The sequence below is a fragment of the Cupriavidus sp. GW823-FHT06D04 genome (assembly GCF_058795055.1).
Genome location: NZ_JBXAHL010000045.1, coordinates 22503 through 40045 on the forward strand (window position 1 = coordinate 22503; position 17543 = coordinate 40045).

14 protein-coding genes and 1 pseudogene are annotated in these 17543 nt (G+C 62.8%); 3 read left to right on the forward strand and 12 right to left on the reverse strand.

Annotated elements, in window-relative coordinates; genetic code table 11:
* Window positions 1–241: 241 nt before the first annotated feature.
* Both AC1Q7H_RS34505 and AC1Q7H_RS34510 read right to left on the reverse strand, forming a co-directional pair.
* A pseudogene (locus AC1Q7H_RS34505) lies at window positions 242–1385 on the reverse strand (tyrosine-type recombinase/integrase).
* A gap of 114 nt (window positions 1386–1499) precedes the next feature.
* Window positions 1500–2960 (reverse strand): efflux transporter outer membrane subunit, encoded by a 1461-nt coding sequence (locus tag AC1Q7H_RS34510; RefSeq protein WP_492382244.1) that lies wholly within the window; start codon window positions 2958–2960, stop codon window positions 1500–1502.
* A gap of 86 nt (window positions 2961–3046) precedes the next feature.
* Between AC1Q7H_RS34510 and AC1Q7H_RS34515 the strand changes: the two genes are divergently transcribed.
* The 3 genes from AC1Q7H_RS34515 to AC1Q7H_RS34525 all read left to right on the forward strand — a co-directional run bounded on the left by AC1Q7H_RS34515 (window position 3047) and on the right by AC1Q7H_RS34525 (window position 7982).
* The gene (locus AC1Q7H_RS34515) at window positions 3047–3661 is read left to right on the forward strand and encodes a TetR/AcrR family transcriptional regulator (RefSeq protein ID WP_153954527.1); all 615 of its coding nucleotides are present in this window, start codon (window positions 3047–3049) and stop codon (window positions 3659–3661) included.
* An 86-nt stretch (window positions 3662–3747) separates the two neighbouring features.
* On the forward strand, window positions 3748–4863 hold the full coding sequence (locus tag AC1Q7H_RS34520) for an efflux RND transporter periplasmic adaptor subunit (protein WP_492379111.1): 1116 nt from the start codon (window positions 3748–3750) through the stop codon (window positions 4861–4863).
* Entirely contained in the window at window positions 4860–7982 is a 3123-nt protein-coding gene (locus AC1Q7H_RS34525; protein ID WP_492382228.1) for an efflux RND transporter permease subunit, read from the forward strand. The genes AC1Q7H_RS34520 and AC1Q7H_RS34525 overlap by 4 nt, the downstream gene beginning before the upstream one ends.
* Window positions 7983–8688: 706 nt before the next feature.
* Here AC1Q7H_RS34525 and catC read toward each other — a convergent pair.
* The 10 genes from catC to AC1Q7H_RS34575 form a co-directional block, all read right to left on the reverse strand.
* Window positions 8689–8964 carry a muconolactone Delta-isomerase gene (catC, locus tag AC1Q7H_RS34530; protein ID WP_153957096.1) on the reverse strand — a complete coding sequence of 92 codons (276 nt, stop codon included), beginning with the start codon at window positions 8962–8964 and terminating at the stop codon, window positions 8689–8691.
* An 89-nt stretch (window positions 8965–9053) separates the two neighbouring features.
* Entirely contained in the window at window positions 9054–9398 is a 345-nt protein-coding gene (mmlI, locus tag AC1Q7H_RS34535) for a 4-carboxymethyl-4-methylbutenolide mutase MmlI (RefSeq protein ID WP_492382229.1), read from the reverse strand.
* Between the two features lie 69 nt (window positions 9399–9467).
* Window positions 9468–10754, reverse strand: coding sequence for an MFS transporter (locus AC1Q7H_RS34540; RefSeq protein ID WP_492382230.1), 1287 nt, complete (start codon window positions 10752–10754; stop codon window positions 9468–9470).
* Between the two features lie 86 nt (window positions 10755–10840).
* On the reverse strand, window positions 10841–11503 hold the full coding sequence (locus tag AC1Q7H_RS34545) for a 3-oxoacid CoA-transferase subunit B (protein ID WP_492382231.1): 663 nt from the start codon (window positions 11501–11503) through the stop codon (window positions 10841–10843).
* A gap of 5 nt (window positions 11504–11508) precedes the next feature.
* Window positions 11509–12204 (reverse strand): 3-oxoacid CoA-transferase subunit A, encoded by a 696-nt coding sequence (locus AC1Q7H_RS34550; protein ID WP_492382232.1) that lies wholly within the window; start codon window positions 12202–12204, stop codon window positions 11509–11511.
* Window positions 12205–12431: 227 nt separating this feature from the next.
* On the reverse strand, window positions 12432–13394 hold the full coding sequence (locus AC1Q7H_RS34555) for a LysR family transcriptional regulator (protein WP_492382233.1): 963 nt from the start codon (window positions 13392–13394) through the stop codon (window positions 12432–12434).
* Between the two features lie 71 nt (window positions 13395–13465).
* Complete coding sequence (locus AC1Q7H_RS34560) at window positions 13466–14200, reverse strand: MBL fold metallo-hydrolase (RefSeq protein ID WP_492382234.1); 735 nt, start codon at window positions 14198–14200, stop codon at window positions 13466–13468.
* A 703-nt stretch (window positions 14201–14903) separates the two neighbouring features.
* Window positions 14904–15821 (reverse strand): LysR family transcriptional regulator, encoded by a 918-nt coding sequence (locus AC1Q7H_RS34565; protein ID WP_492382235.1) that lies wholly within the window; start codon window positions 15819–15821, stop codon window positions 14904–14906.
* A 33-nt stretch (window positions 15822–15854) separates the two neighbouring features.
* Window positions 15855–17243, reverse strand: a complete 1389-nt coding sequence (locus AC1Q7H_RS34570) for an iron-containing alcohol dehydrogenase (protein ID WP_492382236.1) — start codon at window positions 17241–17243, stop codon at window positions 15855–15857.
* A gap of 43 nt (window positions 17244–17286) precedes the next feature.
* Entirely contained in the window at window positions 17287–17493 is a 207-nt protein-coding gene (locus AC1Q7H_RS34575) for a UTRA domain-containing protein (RefSeq protein WP_080569680.1), read from the reverse strand.
* Window positions 17494–17543: the final 50 nt, after the last annotated feature.

Genomic DNA, 17543 nt, shown 5'->3' on the forward strand with positions numbered 1-17543 from the left:
GGCGGACGTCGAACCTGAGGCCGAATTGCGCGAGGCGATCAAGATCTGGTGCCCCGAGGACAGCGATGTACTGACGCAGAGCATCCTCATCCAACTCGATCCACGGATTCATCGGCTTCAGTATAAAACGGCAATATGCAATTTCATACTGAAACCCATTAAAGGTGCCCATGCGCCGGCGCGAGCCTCTTGCACGCTCGACACGCACGCGGGGAAGTTGGGGAATCAGCGGCCTTCCTTCTTATGAGCGGCCCCAACCGATGCGGTGCCGCGCCTGCGTGGCCTCGTGCCGGGCATCCTCCTCGCTGTGCAGGTAGCCGCTGGTCGTTGAGATCGACGCCAAAAATTGTCCCTGACATAGCGCAGGTCGACCTGATTGTCGGTCATGTGCGAGCCGGCGGTGTGGCGCAGCCAGTGAGCCGAGGCGCTCGCCAGGACATCGGCCTGCGCCGCCTACTCGGGCCCACGCGCCCGCAGCCGCGCGGCCGCCAGGCCGAACACCTCCTTCAGGATCAAGTGCAGCGCGCCGCGTGACAGGCCTTTTTCGTCGTGCTGCCGGTCCTTGCGGCCAATCACCGGCATCAGCAGCGGGCGCGTCTCGCCGGGTTGCGGGGTGGGCGCCAGCCCGTGGGCGCGGCGATAGCGTGCCAGTTCGGCGACCAGTTCGTCGGTGGCCGGCACCAGCCCGGTCTTGTCGCCCTTGCCGGTCACCTCCAGCCACCAGCGCTCGACGCCCTGGGCATCACGCCGGCAAAAGAACGCCCCCATCTCCGTGCCGGTGACTTCCGCCGCGCGCAATCCGCCCAGATAGAGCACGCTCAACAGCCAGCGGCAGCGCGCCGCATGCAGCCGCTCGCGCGCGGTGGCGGTGTCGGTCATACCCGGCATCGCTGCGACGGCGTCTTTGACGGGGTCCCACAACTCATGATTCAGGTAGCGCGTGATGCGTGGCTGCGTCGGCGCGCCAGCGCGAGCGGATTGCCGGCCAGGTAGCCGGCTTCGGTGAGCCAGGCGAACAGGGCGTTCAGGATCACCAGCGCGTGGCGCACGCTGGCCGGCGACAGGGGCCCAGCAAACGGCCGCCAGTCGGGGTGGCCGCGCGCAAGCTTCTTGCTGCCGGCGAGCACCAAGCGCGCCACGGGCTGCGGGTCGACGAGGAAGCGTTCATAAATGAGCAGGTCCTCGTGCGTCAACGACGAAAACGGCTTGCCCAGTTGCAGCACGGCCCACAGCAGCAGCCGCTCGACCTCGCGCCGGTAGGCGGCGAGGGTCGCGGCGCTGTCGGCATAGCGTGCGAGCCAGGCGGTGACGGCGGCGAGGTCGTCGCTCGCGGCGATGCGCGTGGCGGTGGCGCGACCGATGCCCGAAGACACACCGGTAATCACGACAACTTTGGAATTGGAAATGGCAGTTTCTTTCTGTATGGGTGAATTGGAACTGCGGTAAATCGGTCGTTGCGACGGAGGCACGCGGGATGCGCAGCCTCATCTGCGGGGCGACTATTTGCTGGCAACGGCGGTCGATTCGTCAGGCTGCCAGCCACCGCCAAGCGCCTTGAATGCCGCGACGGCAGCGCGCGCCGATTCCGTTTGCGCTTGGGCGCGCGCGTCTGACGCACGCAGCAGGCTTTCGTCGGCTTGCAGGACTTCAATCAGGCTGACGACGCCTTTCTGGTAGGCGGCAAACGAAGCATTTCGCGCGCGACTGAGCGAATCCACGCCTTGCGCGAGCACGGCCGCTTGCTCCTCGCGCTTGACCAGGGCAGAGAAAGCGTCTTCCACGTCCTCTGTTGCGCGCAGCACGGCGAGCCGGTACGCGGCGAGCATCTCAGCCTCTTGACCCTTGGCCTGATCGATTTGCGCGTTGATGCGGCCGAAGTCGAACAGGCGCCAGCGCAGACCGAGCACGCCGGCAAATTGACTTGCGCCGCTGCCGAACAGACTTCCGGCGCCCACCGACGTTGCGCTGCCAAGGAGCCCGCTGAGCGAGAACTTCGGGTAGTACTCCGCAATGGCGACGCCGATTCGTGCGTTGGAGGCCGCAAGGCGACGCTCGGCGATGATGAGGTCGGGACGGCGCCTCAGCAATTCGCCAGGGGATCCGCGGATCGCAATCTGCGGAGCGGCCGGGACATCACCGCCTTGCGCAAGCTCGGCTCGGTGCGTGCCAGGCAGCGAGCCCAGCATCACGTCTAGCGCGTTCATTGCCGCATCCAGGCCGGCTTCAAGCTGAGGGATCGACGCACGAACCTGAGCGAGCGCGCCTTCGGCCTGCCTGACTTGAAGTTCAGCGGCCAGGCCCTTGCCGTACAGCAGTTTGATGGTGGAGAGCAATTCCTCTTGCGTCTGTACCTGGTGGCGGGCCACCTTCAGGCGCGTCTGCAAGCCGCGGATGGTGATGTAGATATCGGCAGTCTGTGCGGCCACGGCCAGCCGTGTGGCGACTGCGCCCGCCTGGGAGGCTTGGTAATCGGCAAGTGCCGCCTCGCGGCCACGGCGCAGGCCGCCGAGTACGTCCAACTCCCAGCTTGCGTTGACATCGGCCTCAAATGCGCTGCCGTAGCGATCGAAGCCGGGCCTCGAATTCAACACGCGGCCCAAAGGGGTTTCGACGGACTGATACACACGCGCGGCCTGGCCAGTGATATTGCCGGAGGGCAGCAACGCGGCATTGGCAGCGCCCAAGCCCGCACGGGCTTGCGTGACGCGGGCGAAGGCCTGTGCAAGGTCCAGGTTCTGTTCCAGTGCGATCTGCACGAACAGCGTGAGTTGCGGATCCCCAAAGCCAGCCCACCATGCGGACAGATCGGCTTCGGCATTGGCAGTGCGCTGCTCAACGGCGGCCTGGCCCTGGAATCGTTCGGAAACCGGCACATCGGGCTTCACATAGTCGGGGCCGACGGCACAACCGGTTGCCAGGCTGGCAACAAAGAGGGCCGCAAGGGAGCGCTTTGGCAACATGGGTTCTTCCATCTGAATTTCAAGTGACTATAGTACAAAATGGTCACAAGTTGTTCAACTATCGCGACTCGCGTAAGCTGGAGCCCATGAAGACCACCCCTTACCCCGTTCCCGCCCGCGGCCCGGCGGACCATGACGTGCGAGACCAGATCGTCGCTGCCGCCACCGAGCACTTCAGCCGCTACGGCTACGAGAAGACCGCCGTTTCCGATCTGGCCAAGGCCATTGGTTATTCCAAGGCTTACATCTACAAGTTCTTCGAGTCCAAGCAGGCCATTGGCGAGATGATTTGCGCCAACTGCCTGCGCGAGATCGAGGCCGACGTGAGTGCCGCCCTGGCCGAAGCCGACTCCCCGCCAGAGAAGCTCCGGCGCATGTTCAAAGCCTTGACGGAGGCCAGCCTCCGGTTGTTTTCCCACGACCGCAAGCTGTACGAGATCGCCGCCTCGGCAGCGACTGAGCGCTGGCAAGCGGTGATCGCCTACGAAGAGCGCATCCAGAAGGCGCTGCGCGATGTGCTGCAGGAAGGTCGGGAGACGGGAGACTTCGAGCGCAAGACGCCGTTGGACGAGGCCACGACGGCCATCTACCTAGTCATGCGCCCGTACCTGAATCCGTTGCTTTTGCAGCACAGCTTTGACTACACGGAAAGTGCGCCCGGGCTGCTCTCCAGCCTCGTACTTCGGAGTCTTTCCCCCTGACGCGCGGATTTTTCTTTGTGACCATTGACTAAAATGGTCACGAGAACCAGAATGAAAGCCCAGATTATCCTGTCGATGGGGCTTTCATGCTTTCGCGTCGCTTTGTTACCTCTACCGTTATTTGTGCGTTGCCGCTCGCATTGAGCGCTTGCGGCGAAAAGGCCCCTGCCGATCCGCGCACCGAGGCGCCCTTGGTGCGGGCCGCGTTCGTCCAGCCAGTCGCTTCCGCATCGCGTTCATTCACTGGGGTCGTCGCTGCCAGGGTGCAGAGCGACCTCGGCTTCCGCGTGCCCGGCAAGGTGCTGGAGCGGCTTGTGGACGCGGGCCAAAGCGTCAAGCGCGGCCAGCCGCTCATGCGCATCGACCCTGTCGATCTGAAGCTCGCCGCGCATGCGCAGCAAGAAGCCGTGACCGCTGCACGGGCACGTGCGCAACAGACGGCGGAAGACGAAGCCCGCTACCGTGATCTGCGCGGAACGGGCGCGATTTCTGCCTCGGCCTATGACCAGGCCAAGGCCGCGGCGGACGCGGCCAAAGCCCAGTTGAGCGCGGCAGAAGCGCAGGCCGATGTTGCGCGTAACGCCAGCCGTTACGCCGAGCTTGTTGCCGATGGCGAAGGCGTGGTCATGGAAACGCTGGCCGAGCCCGGTCAGGTCGTCAACGCGGGGCAGGCGGTTGTGCGCCTGGCCCACGCTGGCCGCCGTGAGGCGGTGGTCCAGTTGCCGGAAACGTTGCGGCCAGCGATCGGCTCTCTCGCACAGGCCACGCTTTTCGGTGGGGAAAGCGCGCGCGTACCTGCCAAGCTGCGGCAGCTGTCAGATGCCGCCGATCGGCTTACCCGCACCTTCGAAGCACGCTTTGTGCTGGATGGGGAACTGGCCAATGCGCCGCTGGGCGCCACCGTGACGATCCAGATTCCCGATCGGCTTGCCATCGCGCAAGGCGATCTGCAGGTGCCGCTGGGCGCCGTGTTCGATGCGGGCAAGGGCCCCGGCGTGTGGGTCATCCAGGGGGATCCGGCCAAGGTGTCGTGGCGATCCGTCACCATCGTGCGCCTCGGCGACGAAGGGGCACGGGTTGCCGGCCAAGTCAAGCAAGGGGACCGGATTGTCGCGCTTGGCGCACAACTGCTGCGTGAAGGCCAACAAGTCCGTGTGGCAGGCCAGGGCGCCAGCACTGCCATCGCGGGGGTGCGCCCGTGAGCCAAGTTCGTTTTAACCTATCGGCACTCGCCGTGCGCGAGCGCGCCGTTACTCTGTTCCTCATCTGCCTGATCTCTCTGGCGGGACTCATTTCCTTCTTCAAGCTGGGCCGCGCGGAAGACCCGGCGTTTACGGTCAAGGTGATGACCATCATCACCGCGTGGCCTGGCGCCACCGCGCAGGAAATGCAGGACCAGGTGGCCGAGAAGATCGAAAAGCGCATGCAGGAGCTGCGCTGGTATGACCGCACGGAGACCTACACCCGGCCTGGACTGGCCTTCACAACGTTGACCTTGCTCGACAGCACGCCGCCGTCGGAAGTCCAGGAGGAGTTCTATCAAGCGCGCAAGAAAGTCAGCGATGAGGTGGCCAACCTTCCGCCCGGCGTGATCGGGCCGATGGTCAATGACGAATATGCAGACGTGACCTTTGCGCTGTTTGCGCTCAAGGCACAGGGCGAGCCGCAACGCGTGCTCGTGCGCGACGCGGAGACACTGCGCCAGCGGTTGCTGCACGTGCCCGGCGTCAAGAAGGTCAACATTATCGGCGAGCAGTCGGAGCGCATCTATGTCGAGTTTTCGCATGAGCGCCTCGCAACCCTTGGTTTGAGTCCGCAAGAGGTGTTTGCCGCGCTCAACAGCCAGAATGCCCTGACGGCGGCCGGCTCGGTAGAAACGAAAGGTCCGCAGGTCTTCATCCGTCTGGACGGTGCGTTCGACGAGCTACAGAAGATTCGTGATACGCCGGTTGTGTCGCAGGGCCGCACGTTGAAGCTGTCGGACATTGCCACGGTCAAACGCGGCTATGAAGACCCGGCCACGCTCATGGTGCGCAATGGTGGGCAGCCTGCCTTGCTGCTGGGCATCGTCATGCGCGAAGGCTGGAACGGTCTGGATCTGGGCAAGGCGCTCGACAAGGAGGTCGGCGCCGTCAATGCCGACATGCCGCTCGGCATGAGCCTGACCAAGGTGACGGACCAGGCAGTCAACATCAGTTCGGCCGTCGACGAGTTCATGCTCAAGTTCTTCGCCGCGCTCCTGGTTGTCATGCTGGTGAGCTTCGTCAGCATGGGCTGGCGCGCCGGCTTGGTGGTAGCCGCAGCCGTTCCGCTGACACTGGCGGTGGTCTTCGTGCTGATGGCCGCAACGGGCAAGAACTTCGACCGCATCACGCTGGGGTCCTTGATTCTGGCGCTGGGCCTGCTGGTGGACGACGCCATCATCGCCATCGAAATGATGGTGGTGAAGATGGAAGAGGGCTACAGCCGCGTGGCCGCTTCGGCCTACGCGTGGAGCCACACCGCCGCGCCCATGCTGTCGGGCACGCTGGTGACCGCCGTCGGCTTCATGCCCAACGGCTTTGCCCGCTCCACCGCGGGTGAATACACCAGCAACATGTTTTGGATTGTCGGCATTGCGCTGATCGCGTCGTGGGTTGTCGCGGTGGTGTTCACGCCTTACCTGGGCGTGAAGATGCTGCCCGACTTCAAGAAGGTCGAAGGCGGCCACGATGCGATTTACGACACCCCGCGCTACAACCGCTTCCGTGCGCTGCTCGGGCGCGTGATTGCGCGCAAATGGCTGGTCGCTGGCTCGGTGGTGGGGCTCTTCGCCTTGGCTATTCTCGGCATGGCGGTGGTCAAGAAACAGTTCTTCCCGATTTCGGATCGACCCGAAGTGCTGGTCGAAGTGCAGATGCCCTATGGCGCGTCGATCAACCAGACCAGCGCCGCCACGGCCAAGCTGGAAGCGTGGCTGGCCAAACAGAAGGAAGCCAGAATCGTGACGGCTTACGTTGGCCAGGGCGCGCCGCGCTTCTATCTGGCGATGGGGCCGGAACTGCCCGATCCGTCGTTCGCCAAGATCGTGATCCGTACGGATAGCCAGGAAGAGCGCGACGCGGTGAAGCAGCGCCTGCGCCAGGCCATTGCCGACGGTCTTGCCCCCGAGGCGCGCGTGCGGGTCACGCAACTCGTGTTCGGTCCATATTCGCCGTTCCCGGTTGCTTACCGCGTGAGCGGACCGGATGCGCAGACGTTGCGCCGCATCGCGGCCGATGTCCAGCAGGTGATGGACGCAAGCCCGATGATGCGCACCGTCAATACCGACTGGGGCATGCGTGTACCCACGCTGCACTTCACCTTGCAGCAGGATCGTTTGCAGGCCGTGGGGTTGGGCTCCAGCGCCGTCGCGCAACAACTGCAATTCCTGCTCAACGGCATTCCGGTGACGGCCGTGCGCGAGGACATCCGTACCGTGCAGGTGACGGCCCGCTCGGCTGGCGACGTTCGACTCGACCCCGCCAAGATTGGCGACTTCACGCTGGCAGGCGCCAACGGGCAACGCATTCCGCTCTCACAGGTGGGAAAGATCGATGTGCGCATGGAAGAGCCCATCATGCGCAGGCGCGACCGCATGCCGACCATCACGGTGCGCGGCGATATTGCCGATGGGCTGCAGCCGCCCGACGTGTCGACGGCGATCAGCAAGCAGCTTCAGCCCATCATCGAGAAACTGCCGAGCGGATATCGTATTGAGCAAGCGGGCTCCATTGAAGAGTCGGGCAAGGCGACGAAAGCCATGCTACCGCTGTTCCCGATCATGCTGGCGGTGACCCTGCTGATCCTCATCTTTCAGGTGCGGTCCATCCCGGCGATGGTGATGGTTTTCCTGACCAGCCCACTCGGCTTGATTGGCGTGGTGCCGACCTTGATTCTGTTTGGGCAGCCATTCGGCATCAACGCGTTGGTCGGCTTGATCGCCCTGTCGGGCATCTTGATGCGCAACACGTTGATCCTGATCGGGCAGATTCAGCACAACAAGGAGGAAGGGTTGGATCCGTTCAGGGCCGTCGTGGAAGCCACCGTCCAGCGTGCGCGTCCTGTGATTCTCACCGCATTGGCCGCCATCCTGGCTTTCATCCCGCTGACCCATTCGGTGTTCTGGGGGGCACTCGCTTACACGCTCATCGGCGGGACGTTTGCGGGGACGATCTTGACCCTGGTGTTCCTGCCGGCCATGTACTCCATCTGGTTCAGGATCCGGCCCGGCAACGCGGCCGATGCGCACCGCGATCGGCACGAGACCGCGCAGCCCGCCGCAGAACTGGTGCCCGAGTAATGGTGATCTGCAAGGGTATGTGCCCGCCACATTGCCGCTGGTTTCAATTCATTTGCATCGCGCCCACGCCGTAGCCGGATAGGAGCAGCAGCTTTTTTTTGTCACCCCCGCCTGCCCATTTCTACCTCCGTGTCTCCATACCTTAGGGCAGGCGGGTTTTTCTCTGTGCCGGAATGTCTGTTCATGACAGAGCGGTACTGCGCAAGATATACATCTACGGTTATCTCAACCGCGTGTAGCCGCGCCCACGCCAGGAGCGTAGGCGACGCGCCGTTCTCTACCTGCAGATCGCTAGATGTATACGCCGGCGTTATCCTGCCAATGCTCAATGGTTGACGCGGCCTTTGGTCAGGCGGTCCCATTTTCGGTGAGACTGAGTTCCCTCGACATCGCCTCGCGCATGACGAACTTCTGCACCTTCCCGCGATGGTCATCGGCATCTCGGCGACGAAGCAGATGTAGGGCGGGATTTTGTAATGCGCCATGACGCAGATTCGCAGGCAAGAGAATTCAACTTCCGGGTGATCGACCTGGGGCGATGAACATCGTCGGCACGTCGTGCAGGGCCGTGCAGCGTTCCTCGCGCACCGCCGACATGGTTGCAACGAGGTCGAACGCCTCGCCCGGGAAGACCGTATACGCACCTGTGGACGCGCGCGCCAATACGGCCACTACCATTCTGAAACAGTGGTAAAAAGCGCGGCGTTCAGATGGCAGACGGATGCTTCGCCAGCGGCGTTACCTGGATCGTCATATAGGGAAACAGCGGAAGCGATGAGAGCAATTCGTGCAATTCGTCGTTGCTCTCGACATCAAAAACGCTGACGTTGGAATAGCGCCCAACGATGCGCCAGAGGTGCGGCCACTTGCCCGCTTTCTGGATCTCGATGGCACGGGCTTTCTCTGCTGCCTTGAGGGTGTCGACCCGGTCTGCCGGGAGGGATTCAGGAATCTTTACGTCCATTTGAACACAGTAAAGCATGGTGTCTCCTTGTCTGTCGACTGTTGTGGCGAGGCCAGGCCGGTCCCCGAACAGGCCTGCTGTGGTGGCGCTTTCCGTCGGATCGGCGCTCAGCCAGCGACGTTGACGTCGCCGGAAACCGGCGCGGTACGGAAGGGTTTGAGCTGGCCGATGAAGGTCTTCCCATGCTCGAACCATTCCTTGCGGATGTCGGACGCAAGATAGCTTTCGTAAGCCGCTTCGTTCTCGAACCAGCATTCGCCAATGGCATCGACGTGCCCGATGTCGAAGAAGGGTACATGGGTGTCGGTTGGCTGCTCGGCGACAAGACGGACTTCATACTTGTGCAGGCCCGGCACTTCGCGCGACATTTCATCGTGGCGCAGGCATTCCGCGCGGAAGGTATCGTCGGACATGCCCTCTGGCTTGACCAGCAGGTACAGCATGCGAATCATGTTGGCTCCCCTGTCTCTGAATAGGCTGGTATCTTGGTTCTGCGTTTTCTACTGCGATAGCGCCGTACTTCAGGTTTGCGCCCGCACCGAGTGTGCCAGCGCTCCGGCCTCATAGTGATTGTCTTCTTCCCCGATGTTCTCGATGGCAATGCCGCGCGTCTCCGGCAGTAGCAGGATGCCGAACACCGCGAAAGTATAGGCAACCAGGCAGAATGCGCCCATGGCATTGGCCAAGCCGATGTGGGTAGACAGCACGCCGACACCGACGACGGATCCTGCGCCTACCGACTTGCCCACGTTGTAGGCAAAACCCATACACGTGGTGCGCACATGGGTGGGAAACAGTTCGCTGAGGAAGGGCCCCAGGGCAGCGAACATGCCAATCGCCGAGAAGCCGACCAGGAAGCCCAGGATGGCGGTGAGGGTGGAGTTCAGCGGCAGCAGCATATAGCTGACCGTAACGATCCATGCGCAGACCGATAGCAGAATCAGCGTGGGCCGCCGACCGATTCGATCGCAAAGATCGGCCGCCACTGCGAAACCGCAAAACGAGCCGAAGGCCATGATGAAGACCGTGACGATTTTCGATGCGGCAGCGACCTCCCGCTGGCTGAGCAAGGAAGGCAGCCAGATCAGGATGGCGTAGCAGCCTGCCTGCAGCCCGATCACCAGCACGCTCGACAGGATCAGTGAACGTGCGTACTTGCGGTTGAACACCGAGGCCAGCGAAGCGCGCGGTGCGCAGCTCCGCCGGGCGCGCTCGAACATCGGCGCGTCCTTGATATGGCGCCGGATGAACAGCACGATCGAGGCCGGAATGATGCCGCTCCAGAACGCTACGCGCCACGCCATTTCCGAGGGCAGCCACGCCAGCAGTAGGGTGGCCACGACGACTGATAGCGCCCAGCCCAGGGCAAAGCCCGATTGCACATAGCCCATAGCCTTGCCGCGATGCTTGGCATCGATCACCTCGGCCATCAGCGCCGCGCCCACCGCCCATTCACCGCCAAAGCCGAGGCCTTGCAGTGTGCGAGCGATCAGCAGCTGGTTATACGTCTGGGCGAAGCCCGCAAGCACGCCGAACAACGTGAACCAGATGATGGCCAGCACCAGGATGCGGGCGCGGCCGTATCGGTCGCTGAGGATGCCGGCGCCCCAGCCACCGATGGCCGTGACGATCAATGCCACGGTGCCGAGCACGCCAACTTCCGGCTTGGTCAGCCCCCACGCAATCGTCAGGGCGGGCAGCAGGAAACTGAACATCTGCATGTCGAACGAGTCCAGCGCCCAGCCCGAATAGCAGGCCCAGAACGTCTTTTTCTGCTGGGGTGTCCCAGTCTTGTACCAATCAAGCATACCTGTCTCCTTTGTCTGTCGAATATTGTGTGTGCTTTGCCAACGCTCGCTGGATCTGCGCCAGGACGGCAGTGGGATGTGAGAGGCTAGGCGTATTCGCCGATCACCATGGAGGTGAACTCGAGCTCCACGTCAGTGAGGGACTGAAGCGATTGCGGCGACATGTCGCCGACAATCTCGATGACCGAAACGCCGTGTGGGCCGATGGCGAAGGTGCCGAGTTCGGTGTACACGCGGCTCACGCAGGCGAGACCTGTCAACGGATAGCTGCACTCGCGGCGCAGCTTGCTCGTCCCGTCCTTGGTCAGATGGTCCATCATGACGAACACGCGCTTGGCCCCGATGGCTAGGTCCATCGCGCCGCCCACGGCGGGAATGGCATCCGGCGCGCCGGTGTGCCAGTTGGCCAGGTCGCCGCGCTCCGATACCTGAAATGCGCCAAGCACGCAGATGTCGAGATGGCCGCCGCGCATCATCCCGAACGCGTCGGCGTGGTGGAAGAATGCGGCGCCCTTGTCGAGGCGAATCGCCTCCTTTCCCGCGTTGATCAGGTCCCAGTCCTCCTGCCCGGGTTCGGCAGCCGACCATTGGCCGAGCACACCGTTCTCGCTGTGCAGGATGACTTCCCGGTATCGGGGCAGGTGGTTGGCCACCAGGGTGGGCAAACCAATACCGAGGTTCACATAGGACCCGTTCGGGATGTCGCGCGCCACGCGCGCGGCCAGCAGGCTTCTTGCCACGTGATCCATTACGCTCACCCTGCCAGCATGGCTTCAGCTTGTGCTACGGCGCCGCGCAGCACCACGCGGTTGACGAAGATTCCAGGCGTCACGACGTCCTCGGGGTCAAGCTCGCCCAGTTCGCAGATGCGAGCCACGGCGGCGATCGTCTGGCTTGCCGCCATCGCCATGACGGGCGCGAAGTTGCGCGCGGTCTTGTTATAGATGAGATTGCCCCAGCGGTCGGCCGCCGCAGCGTTGATTAGCGCGACATCGACATGGAGGGGGTGTTCGAGAACGTAGCCGCGACCGTCGATTTGGCGAGTCTCCTTGCCCTGCGCCAGCAGCGTGCCGTAGCCGGTGGGGGTGTAGAAGGCGCCGATGCCGCTGCCCGCGGCACGCAGGCGCTCCGCCAGGGTGCCTTGCGGCACGACTTCCAGTTCGATCTGGCCGGCGCGGTACAGTTCTTCAAATACGTACGCATCGCGTTGGCGCGGGAAGGAGCACAGCAGCTTGCGCACCCGGCGGGTCTTGAGCAGCGCCGCCAGCCCGGTGTCGCCATTGCCGGCGTTGTTGCTGACCACTGTCAGTTCCTTGGCGCCCTGTTCGATCAGGGCGTCAATCAGTTCGTCAGGCATGCCGGCGCCACCGAAGCCCCCGATCGCGATCGTGGCACCGTCTTGGACGTCGTCCATGGCATCGCGCGCCGTTGTGTAAAGCTTGTCGATCATGTTTCGCTCGATTGTTGTCTGGCGAAGCTAGATTGCCACGCAGCCTGTGGGCGCTCAATTTTGCCTTTTGCAAGCGCCCTTAGCGCTGGGTTAATTCGGGGGTGACCGCGGTCTCATTGAGTGATGAGACCAGCGCTCGTCGCTCTCTCATTGAGAGCGACAACATTGCTCATTCGATGCAGCAAGGTGAATCGGAGAAAGGGTAAGAGGGCAGAACGTGCACGGCTCTACGAGCCATCACCACCGGGGGCGTAGCGGCCGATCAGCCGGTTCGCAAACTCCCTTGCGAAGCTGGACAAGCCTTCAATGTCGCGCGCGCAGACCTGGAAGGTGCGAACGGCCCAGTCATCGCGCAGATTGCAGGCTCCGATGGGCTGGTTGCCTTTGAGGCGGGCGAACGCGGCCTTAGGCATGATGGCAATGCCGGCGTTGGCGGCTACCATGCGGCAGATGGCATCGTAGCTGGCCACATGGACGCGGATGGTCATGGGCTTGTGCAAGGCGCCTGCAGCGCGCGTCATGAATACCTGGAACGCGCTGCCTTCGAGCAGGGCGACAAAGGCATATTCCAGCGCTTGCTCGAACCAGACCTCTTCCTCTGCCAGCAAGGGATGCCCCAGCGGAGCGACCAGGATCAGCCCGCTCTTGACGAAGGGCACAGCCTGCAGCCCGGCGGTGGGCACATTGCCGGAGATGATGCCCAGGTCGGCACCGCCTTCGCGCACGAGGCGGACAATGTCGTCGCTGAGCCGCTCGCGCACGTCGATGCGTACGTCGGGGTGGGTCGCGAGATAGTCGCCGATAACTGGCGGCAGGTACTCAGTGATAGCCGTGGTATTGGCCACCAGCTTGAGCTGTCCGCTCAGGCCCGCCGTGAAAGGCTGGAGATTGCCGGTGAGCCGTTCCAGTTCTGCAAGCACCACGCGCGCATGCCGGAGATAGACGTCGCCGGCGGCCGTCAACGTTACGCCCTGGGGCGAGCGCTCCAGCAGGCGGACCCCCAGCGTATCCTCTAGGTTCTTGATGCGGTTGCTGACCGCCGGGACCGAGAGAAACGAACGCTCGGCGCCCCGGGTCAGGCTGTGCGTTTCCGCGACATTGACGAAAAGGCGGAAATCGGTGATGTCGAAGGGGACGGCCATGCTGCGGATCTCGCGGCGAGATGTTAGAGCCGCCATGGCAGGGCGCAACAGCGGCGGGGAAGCGGTCGGCCGAGACGGGCAGCGTCAAGCCGTGCCGCGGCACGGCCGCCCGCGGGCCGTTACCAGGTGGCGGGCTCAAAGAGGAAACCCTGGCCCTCTCGCCTGATGTAGCCGCAGTGGGGCTGGCCGAAATGCACCGGCAAGACCAGCGCTTCGCTGTCGGCGGCCTGATTGAGCAAGGCCAGCCGCGTGGTGCGCGCCAGGTCGGGACGGATGCAGTAGCCGGAGTTTACATCCGGGCGCACGATCTGCAACGGACTGTGCAGGATGTCGCCGCAGAACACCGCCTCCTCGCCCCGCGAGCGCACGCGGAAGGCTACCTGTCCCGGGCTGTGTCCCGCAGCCGGTTCTACCTGCAGGCACCCGGCGATTTCTTGCCCTGGCACGATCATCTCCGCCAGGCCTTCCTTGACGACCGGCATCACGCTGTCGAAAAACGCCTCGCCAAACACGTCCACCACGCCGGGCTCCTTGTTGCGCCCCGCGTCGCAGAAAACAAAGTCGTCCTTGGGGATGTAGTAGCGCGCATTGGGGAAGGTCGGCGCCCAGCGGCCGTCCTGCCAGGTGGTATTCCAGCCGACGTGGTCGGCATGCAGATGCGTCATCACCACATGGGTGACCTGCTCCGGTGCGGCGCCGGCCGCAATCATCCATTCACGCACCAGCGTGTTGAGCATGTGCATGCGCGCAATACCGGCGCGGGGCTTGAAGTTGCCCACGCCGGTATCGACGATGACGACGTTGTCGCCCGCATGCACGATCCAGAACTGGATCGTCACAATCAGCTTGTTCATGTGCGGGATCCAGTGGTGTGGCGCCATCAGGTCCACATTCGCATCGAGCACGGACCGGTCGAGGTCCGGAAAGAGAAAGGCCGGATCATGCGTCGGCCCAGCGTACTCGAGAATTCGGGTGATTTTTATGTCACCAAGGGTGCGTGATTGCATCATGTGCCTTGTCTCCCAGATATGGATGGCGAGCCCCGTTCGTGGCTCATACGGCATAGCCATCCCGGCGCCAGGCGCAAAGGATCGGCGATATCCGGCTTTGCGCCAATTTTGCGTTCTGAAAGAGGGCTTTCAAGCAGGTTTATAGAGCGGACCCGCTGCCATAATGCGCCTACCGGCGCGGCATCCGAAAGCCCGGACCCTGCTGGATCTGTCGTGAGCCGTTCCTGCCCGTTCGCTGCAGGCATACTTGGCCTCGGAGTATGTGCAGGCGATCCTTCTCGTGTCCAAGACCGATTAGGTCTTCTTCCATACCTACAAGGTATTCTTGACGGAATAGCAGACCGGATGTTTAGAAAATGCAATTAATCGCCAACAGCAGCCTACATCCATGATGCTGGGTTATCGCCACCTCGAGAAGGCGCGCGCTTTGAAACCAGCTGGTGGAAGCGAGCAAGGCGTAGATGATCGGCCCACAGAACCTGCATGGCTGGTCGGAATTGTGAGGCTCTGCTGCGCGCCGACCTTCCGGGTCTTTCTACCGACTTCACTAACTACCCGCTGCACCGACAATGGCTCGCGCTGACGGGCACAGGTGATCGACGAGTTGCCGTGCCGCGACGGGCAAGCCCTCATAGGACCGTATGCAAAGGTTCAACTTGCGATGCGCCCAGGGCGCATCGAATGCGATTACGCGAATGGCCAGTGTCTTGGCATAGCGCCGGGCCAGGCTGATGGGCAAGATGCCGATTCCCATATCAGCTTCCACCATCAGGCAGACGGCATCGTAGCTGTTGACCTGCATGCGGAATTTCACTGGGACGCCGTTCTCGCTGGCAAAGCGCAGCAATTGCATATTGATGTAGCTGCCGGTTTGCAGTCCGATCAGGTAGTGATCGAGTACCTCTGTTGTGGTCAGCTTCTTGCGCGAGGCTAACGCATGACGCCGCGACACTACCACGACGAGGTCGTCCTCGCGATACGGCAGCGTGATCACGCCTTGCGGCGACGTGCCGAGGTCCGCGAAGCAGCCGATGTCTGCCGCGTTCTCTGCGACGCCCCTCAGGATCGCGGTGCTGATGCGCTCCTCGAGCTGCAGTTGTACGTCAGGGTACTTCTCAATGAAGCCATGCAGATCCGCGGGCAGGAACTGGGCGATCGAGGAGACGTTGGCATAGATGCGAACCAGGCCGCGGGTGCCGGTGGCGTAGTCCTGCATCATCGTGGCGATATTCTCGAGGTCGTTGACGATGCCGCGCGACAGGTTCTGCAGGGCGATGCCGGCCGGCGTCGGCACGATGCCCTTGTTGCTGCGTTCGAGCAATTGTGTGCGCAAGGTATCCTCTAGATCGCTGATGCGCTTGCTGACTGCTGAGGCGGCGATATGCTCCCGTTCCGCGGCGGCCGCGATCGTACCGAGTTCGGAAACTGCAAGGAATAGCCGCAGCGAAACGGGGTCTATCTTCATGACGTCAGCGGACCGGGCGACAGATAGCTGGCATTATGCGCGCCACGCAAGTTCCAGGATAGCGCGCAGGTCGGCTTCGGTCGTGATTGGCCTGACGTTGTTGCGCGTCACCATCGGATGCTCGAGCGCAGGCCCGATCATGGCATCGACTTGTGCCCGCGTCAGGCCCAGATCGTCCAGCGTGGTTGGCATGCCCAGGCGAACCAGCAAGTTGTGAAGGATGGCATGAAACGGCATGCCTGGCTGGCCGATGGCGGCGGCCAGGCGCTCGTGCTGCGGCTTGATCCAACCCTCGAGCCATTTGGACTGGGCGAGCATCAGCACACATGCCGCATCGCTGTGCGCAATGCCACCATAGGGACCGATGATATGGACCATCCAGTGGCTGAAGCCGTGCGGCACGGACATCTGGCCCATGCCGGTGTACCAGGTGGCCAACTGGCACTGCGTGAAGGCTTCGGTCGCGCTCGCGTCGCCGAGCTTTGGCAGGTTTTGCACGTACAGCGCGATGGCTCGCTCGGCCAGCAGGCTCGTAAAGGGATGCGGCGACGACGAGCAGGCCGTGTTGATGGCGTGGTCCAGGCCGCGAATACCGGTAGACCACAACAGCCGCACCGGTGTCTGGTGCAACAGGTCCGGGTCATAGAGGACGGCCACGGGCGATCCGTCGGGCACCACGAAACGGGCTTTCAGCCGGGTTTCGTCGTCGATCGGCGTGCTGACCGGGGTCCATTCCGACGTAGCCAGTGTCGTCGGGATCGCGATCTGGCGGATGGCAGCAGGCGCCTGCGATGTCGTCAGCATCTCAGTGCCGTCCGCTGACACGACGAACTGCAGCTTGAGCAGGCTATCGCGGTCGTAGGCATTCTCCGAGATGCACAACTGCATCGCCTTACACATGTCCATGACCGAGCCGCCACCGACGGAGACAATGACATCCGCACGGGCGTCGCGTGCTTGTCTGGCAGCCCGCAGGACGTTGGACAGCGGAGAATGTTCGCCCACTTCGTCGGTCAGCCCGACGATCATCTCCCCAAGCCGCGCCTGCAACCGGTCGATAAATGCGGTCTTTGTCCGGATTGAGCGGGAACACACAACAAAGACGCGATGGTATCCGAACAGCGTCAAGACGTCAGGCAAGGCCTCGATGGCCGAAACATTGTGGATGACCCGCTCATGTCCGGTAAAGCGGTAGCGCTTGGGCTCGGTGTTTTCCATCTGGCATCCTCGTGAAGGGTAGGGAAGGTAGCCAGATGATGGCGCCGGAACCGCCGCCAGGAAATCAGTGAATCGAGAGCCTGCCATCGCCGATGGCGATGGCAGGGCGCGCGGCATTCGACCGACATGTCCGCCGACGATCAGGCTGTTGCGTCTTCGTCTCGAGGACACGATGTCGGGTTCGCATCCCATGGGCAAATGCACGCACCGGCAGCGGACGCTTCCATGATTGAGTCGAGCGCAGCCATCAAACTATGTTTCGCTTGAGTTGGAACGCCACGGATACGCGATCCGCCGGATAAATAGTGCCCGAAATCTCGAGAATCTTGCCGGCCCGTTTATAGTGACGAACCAGGTGCAGACCGGCTGATCTAGCTGCTACGCCAAGCCTATCGGCCAAAGGCTCTGAGATCACCACGGCAGTGACGATCTGTCGGATTTCATCGATTGCCATGCCGCGCTAGCTCTCGATGATTGCACTGACCAATGTGGTGGACTGACTGA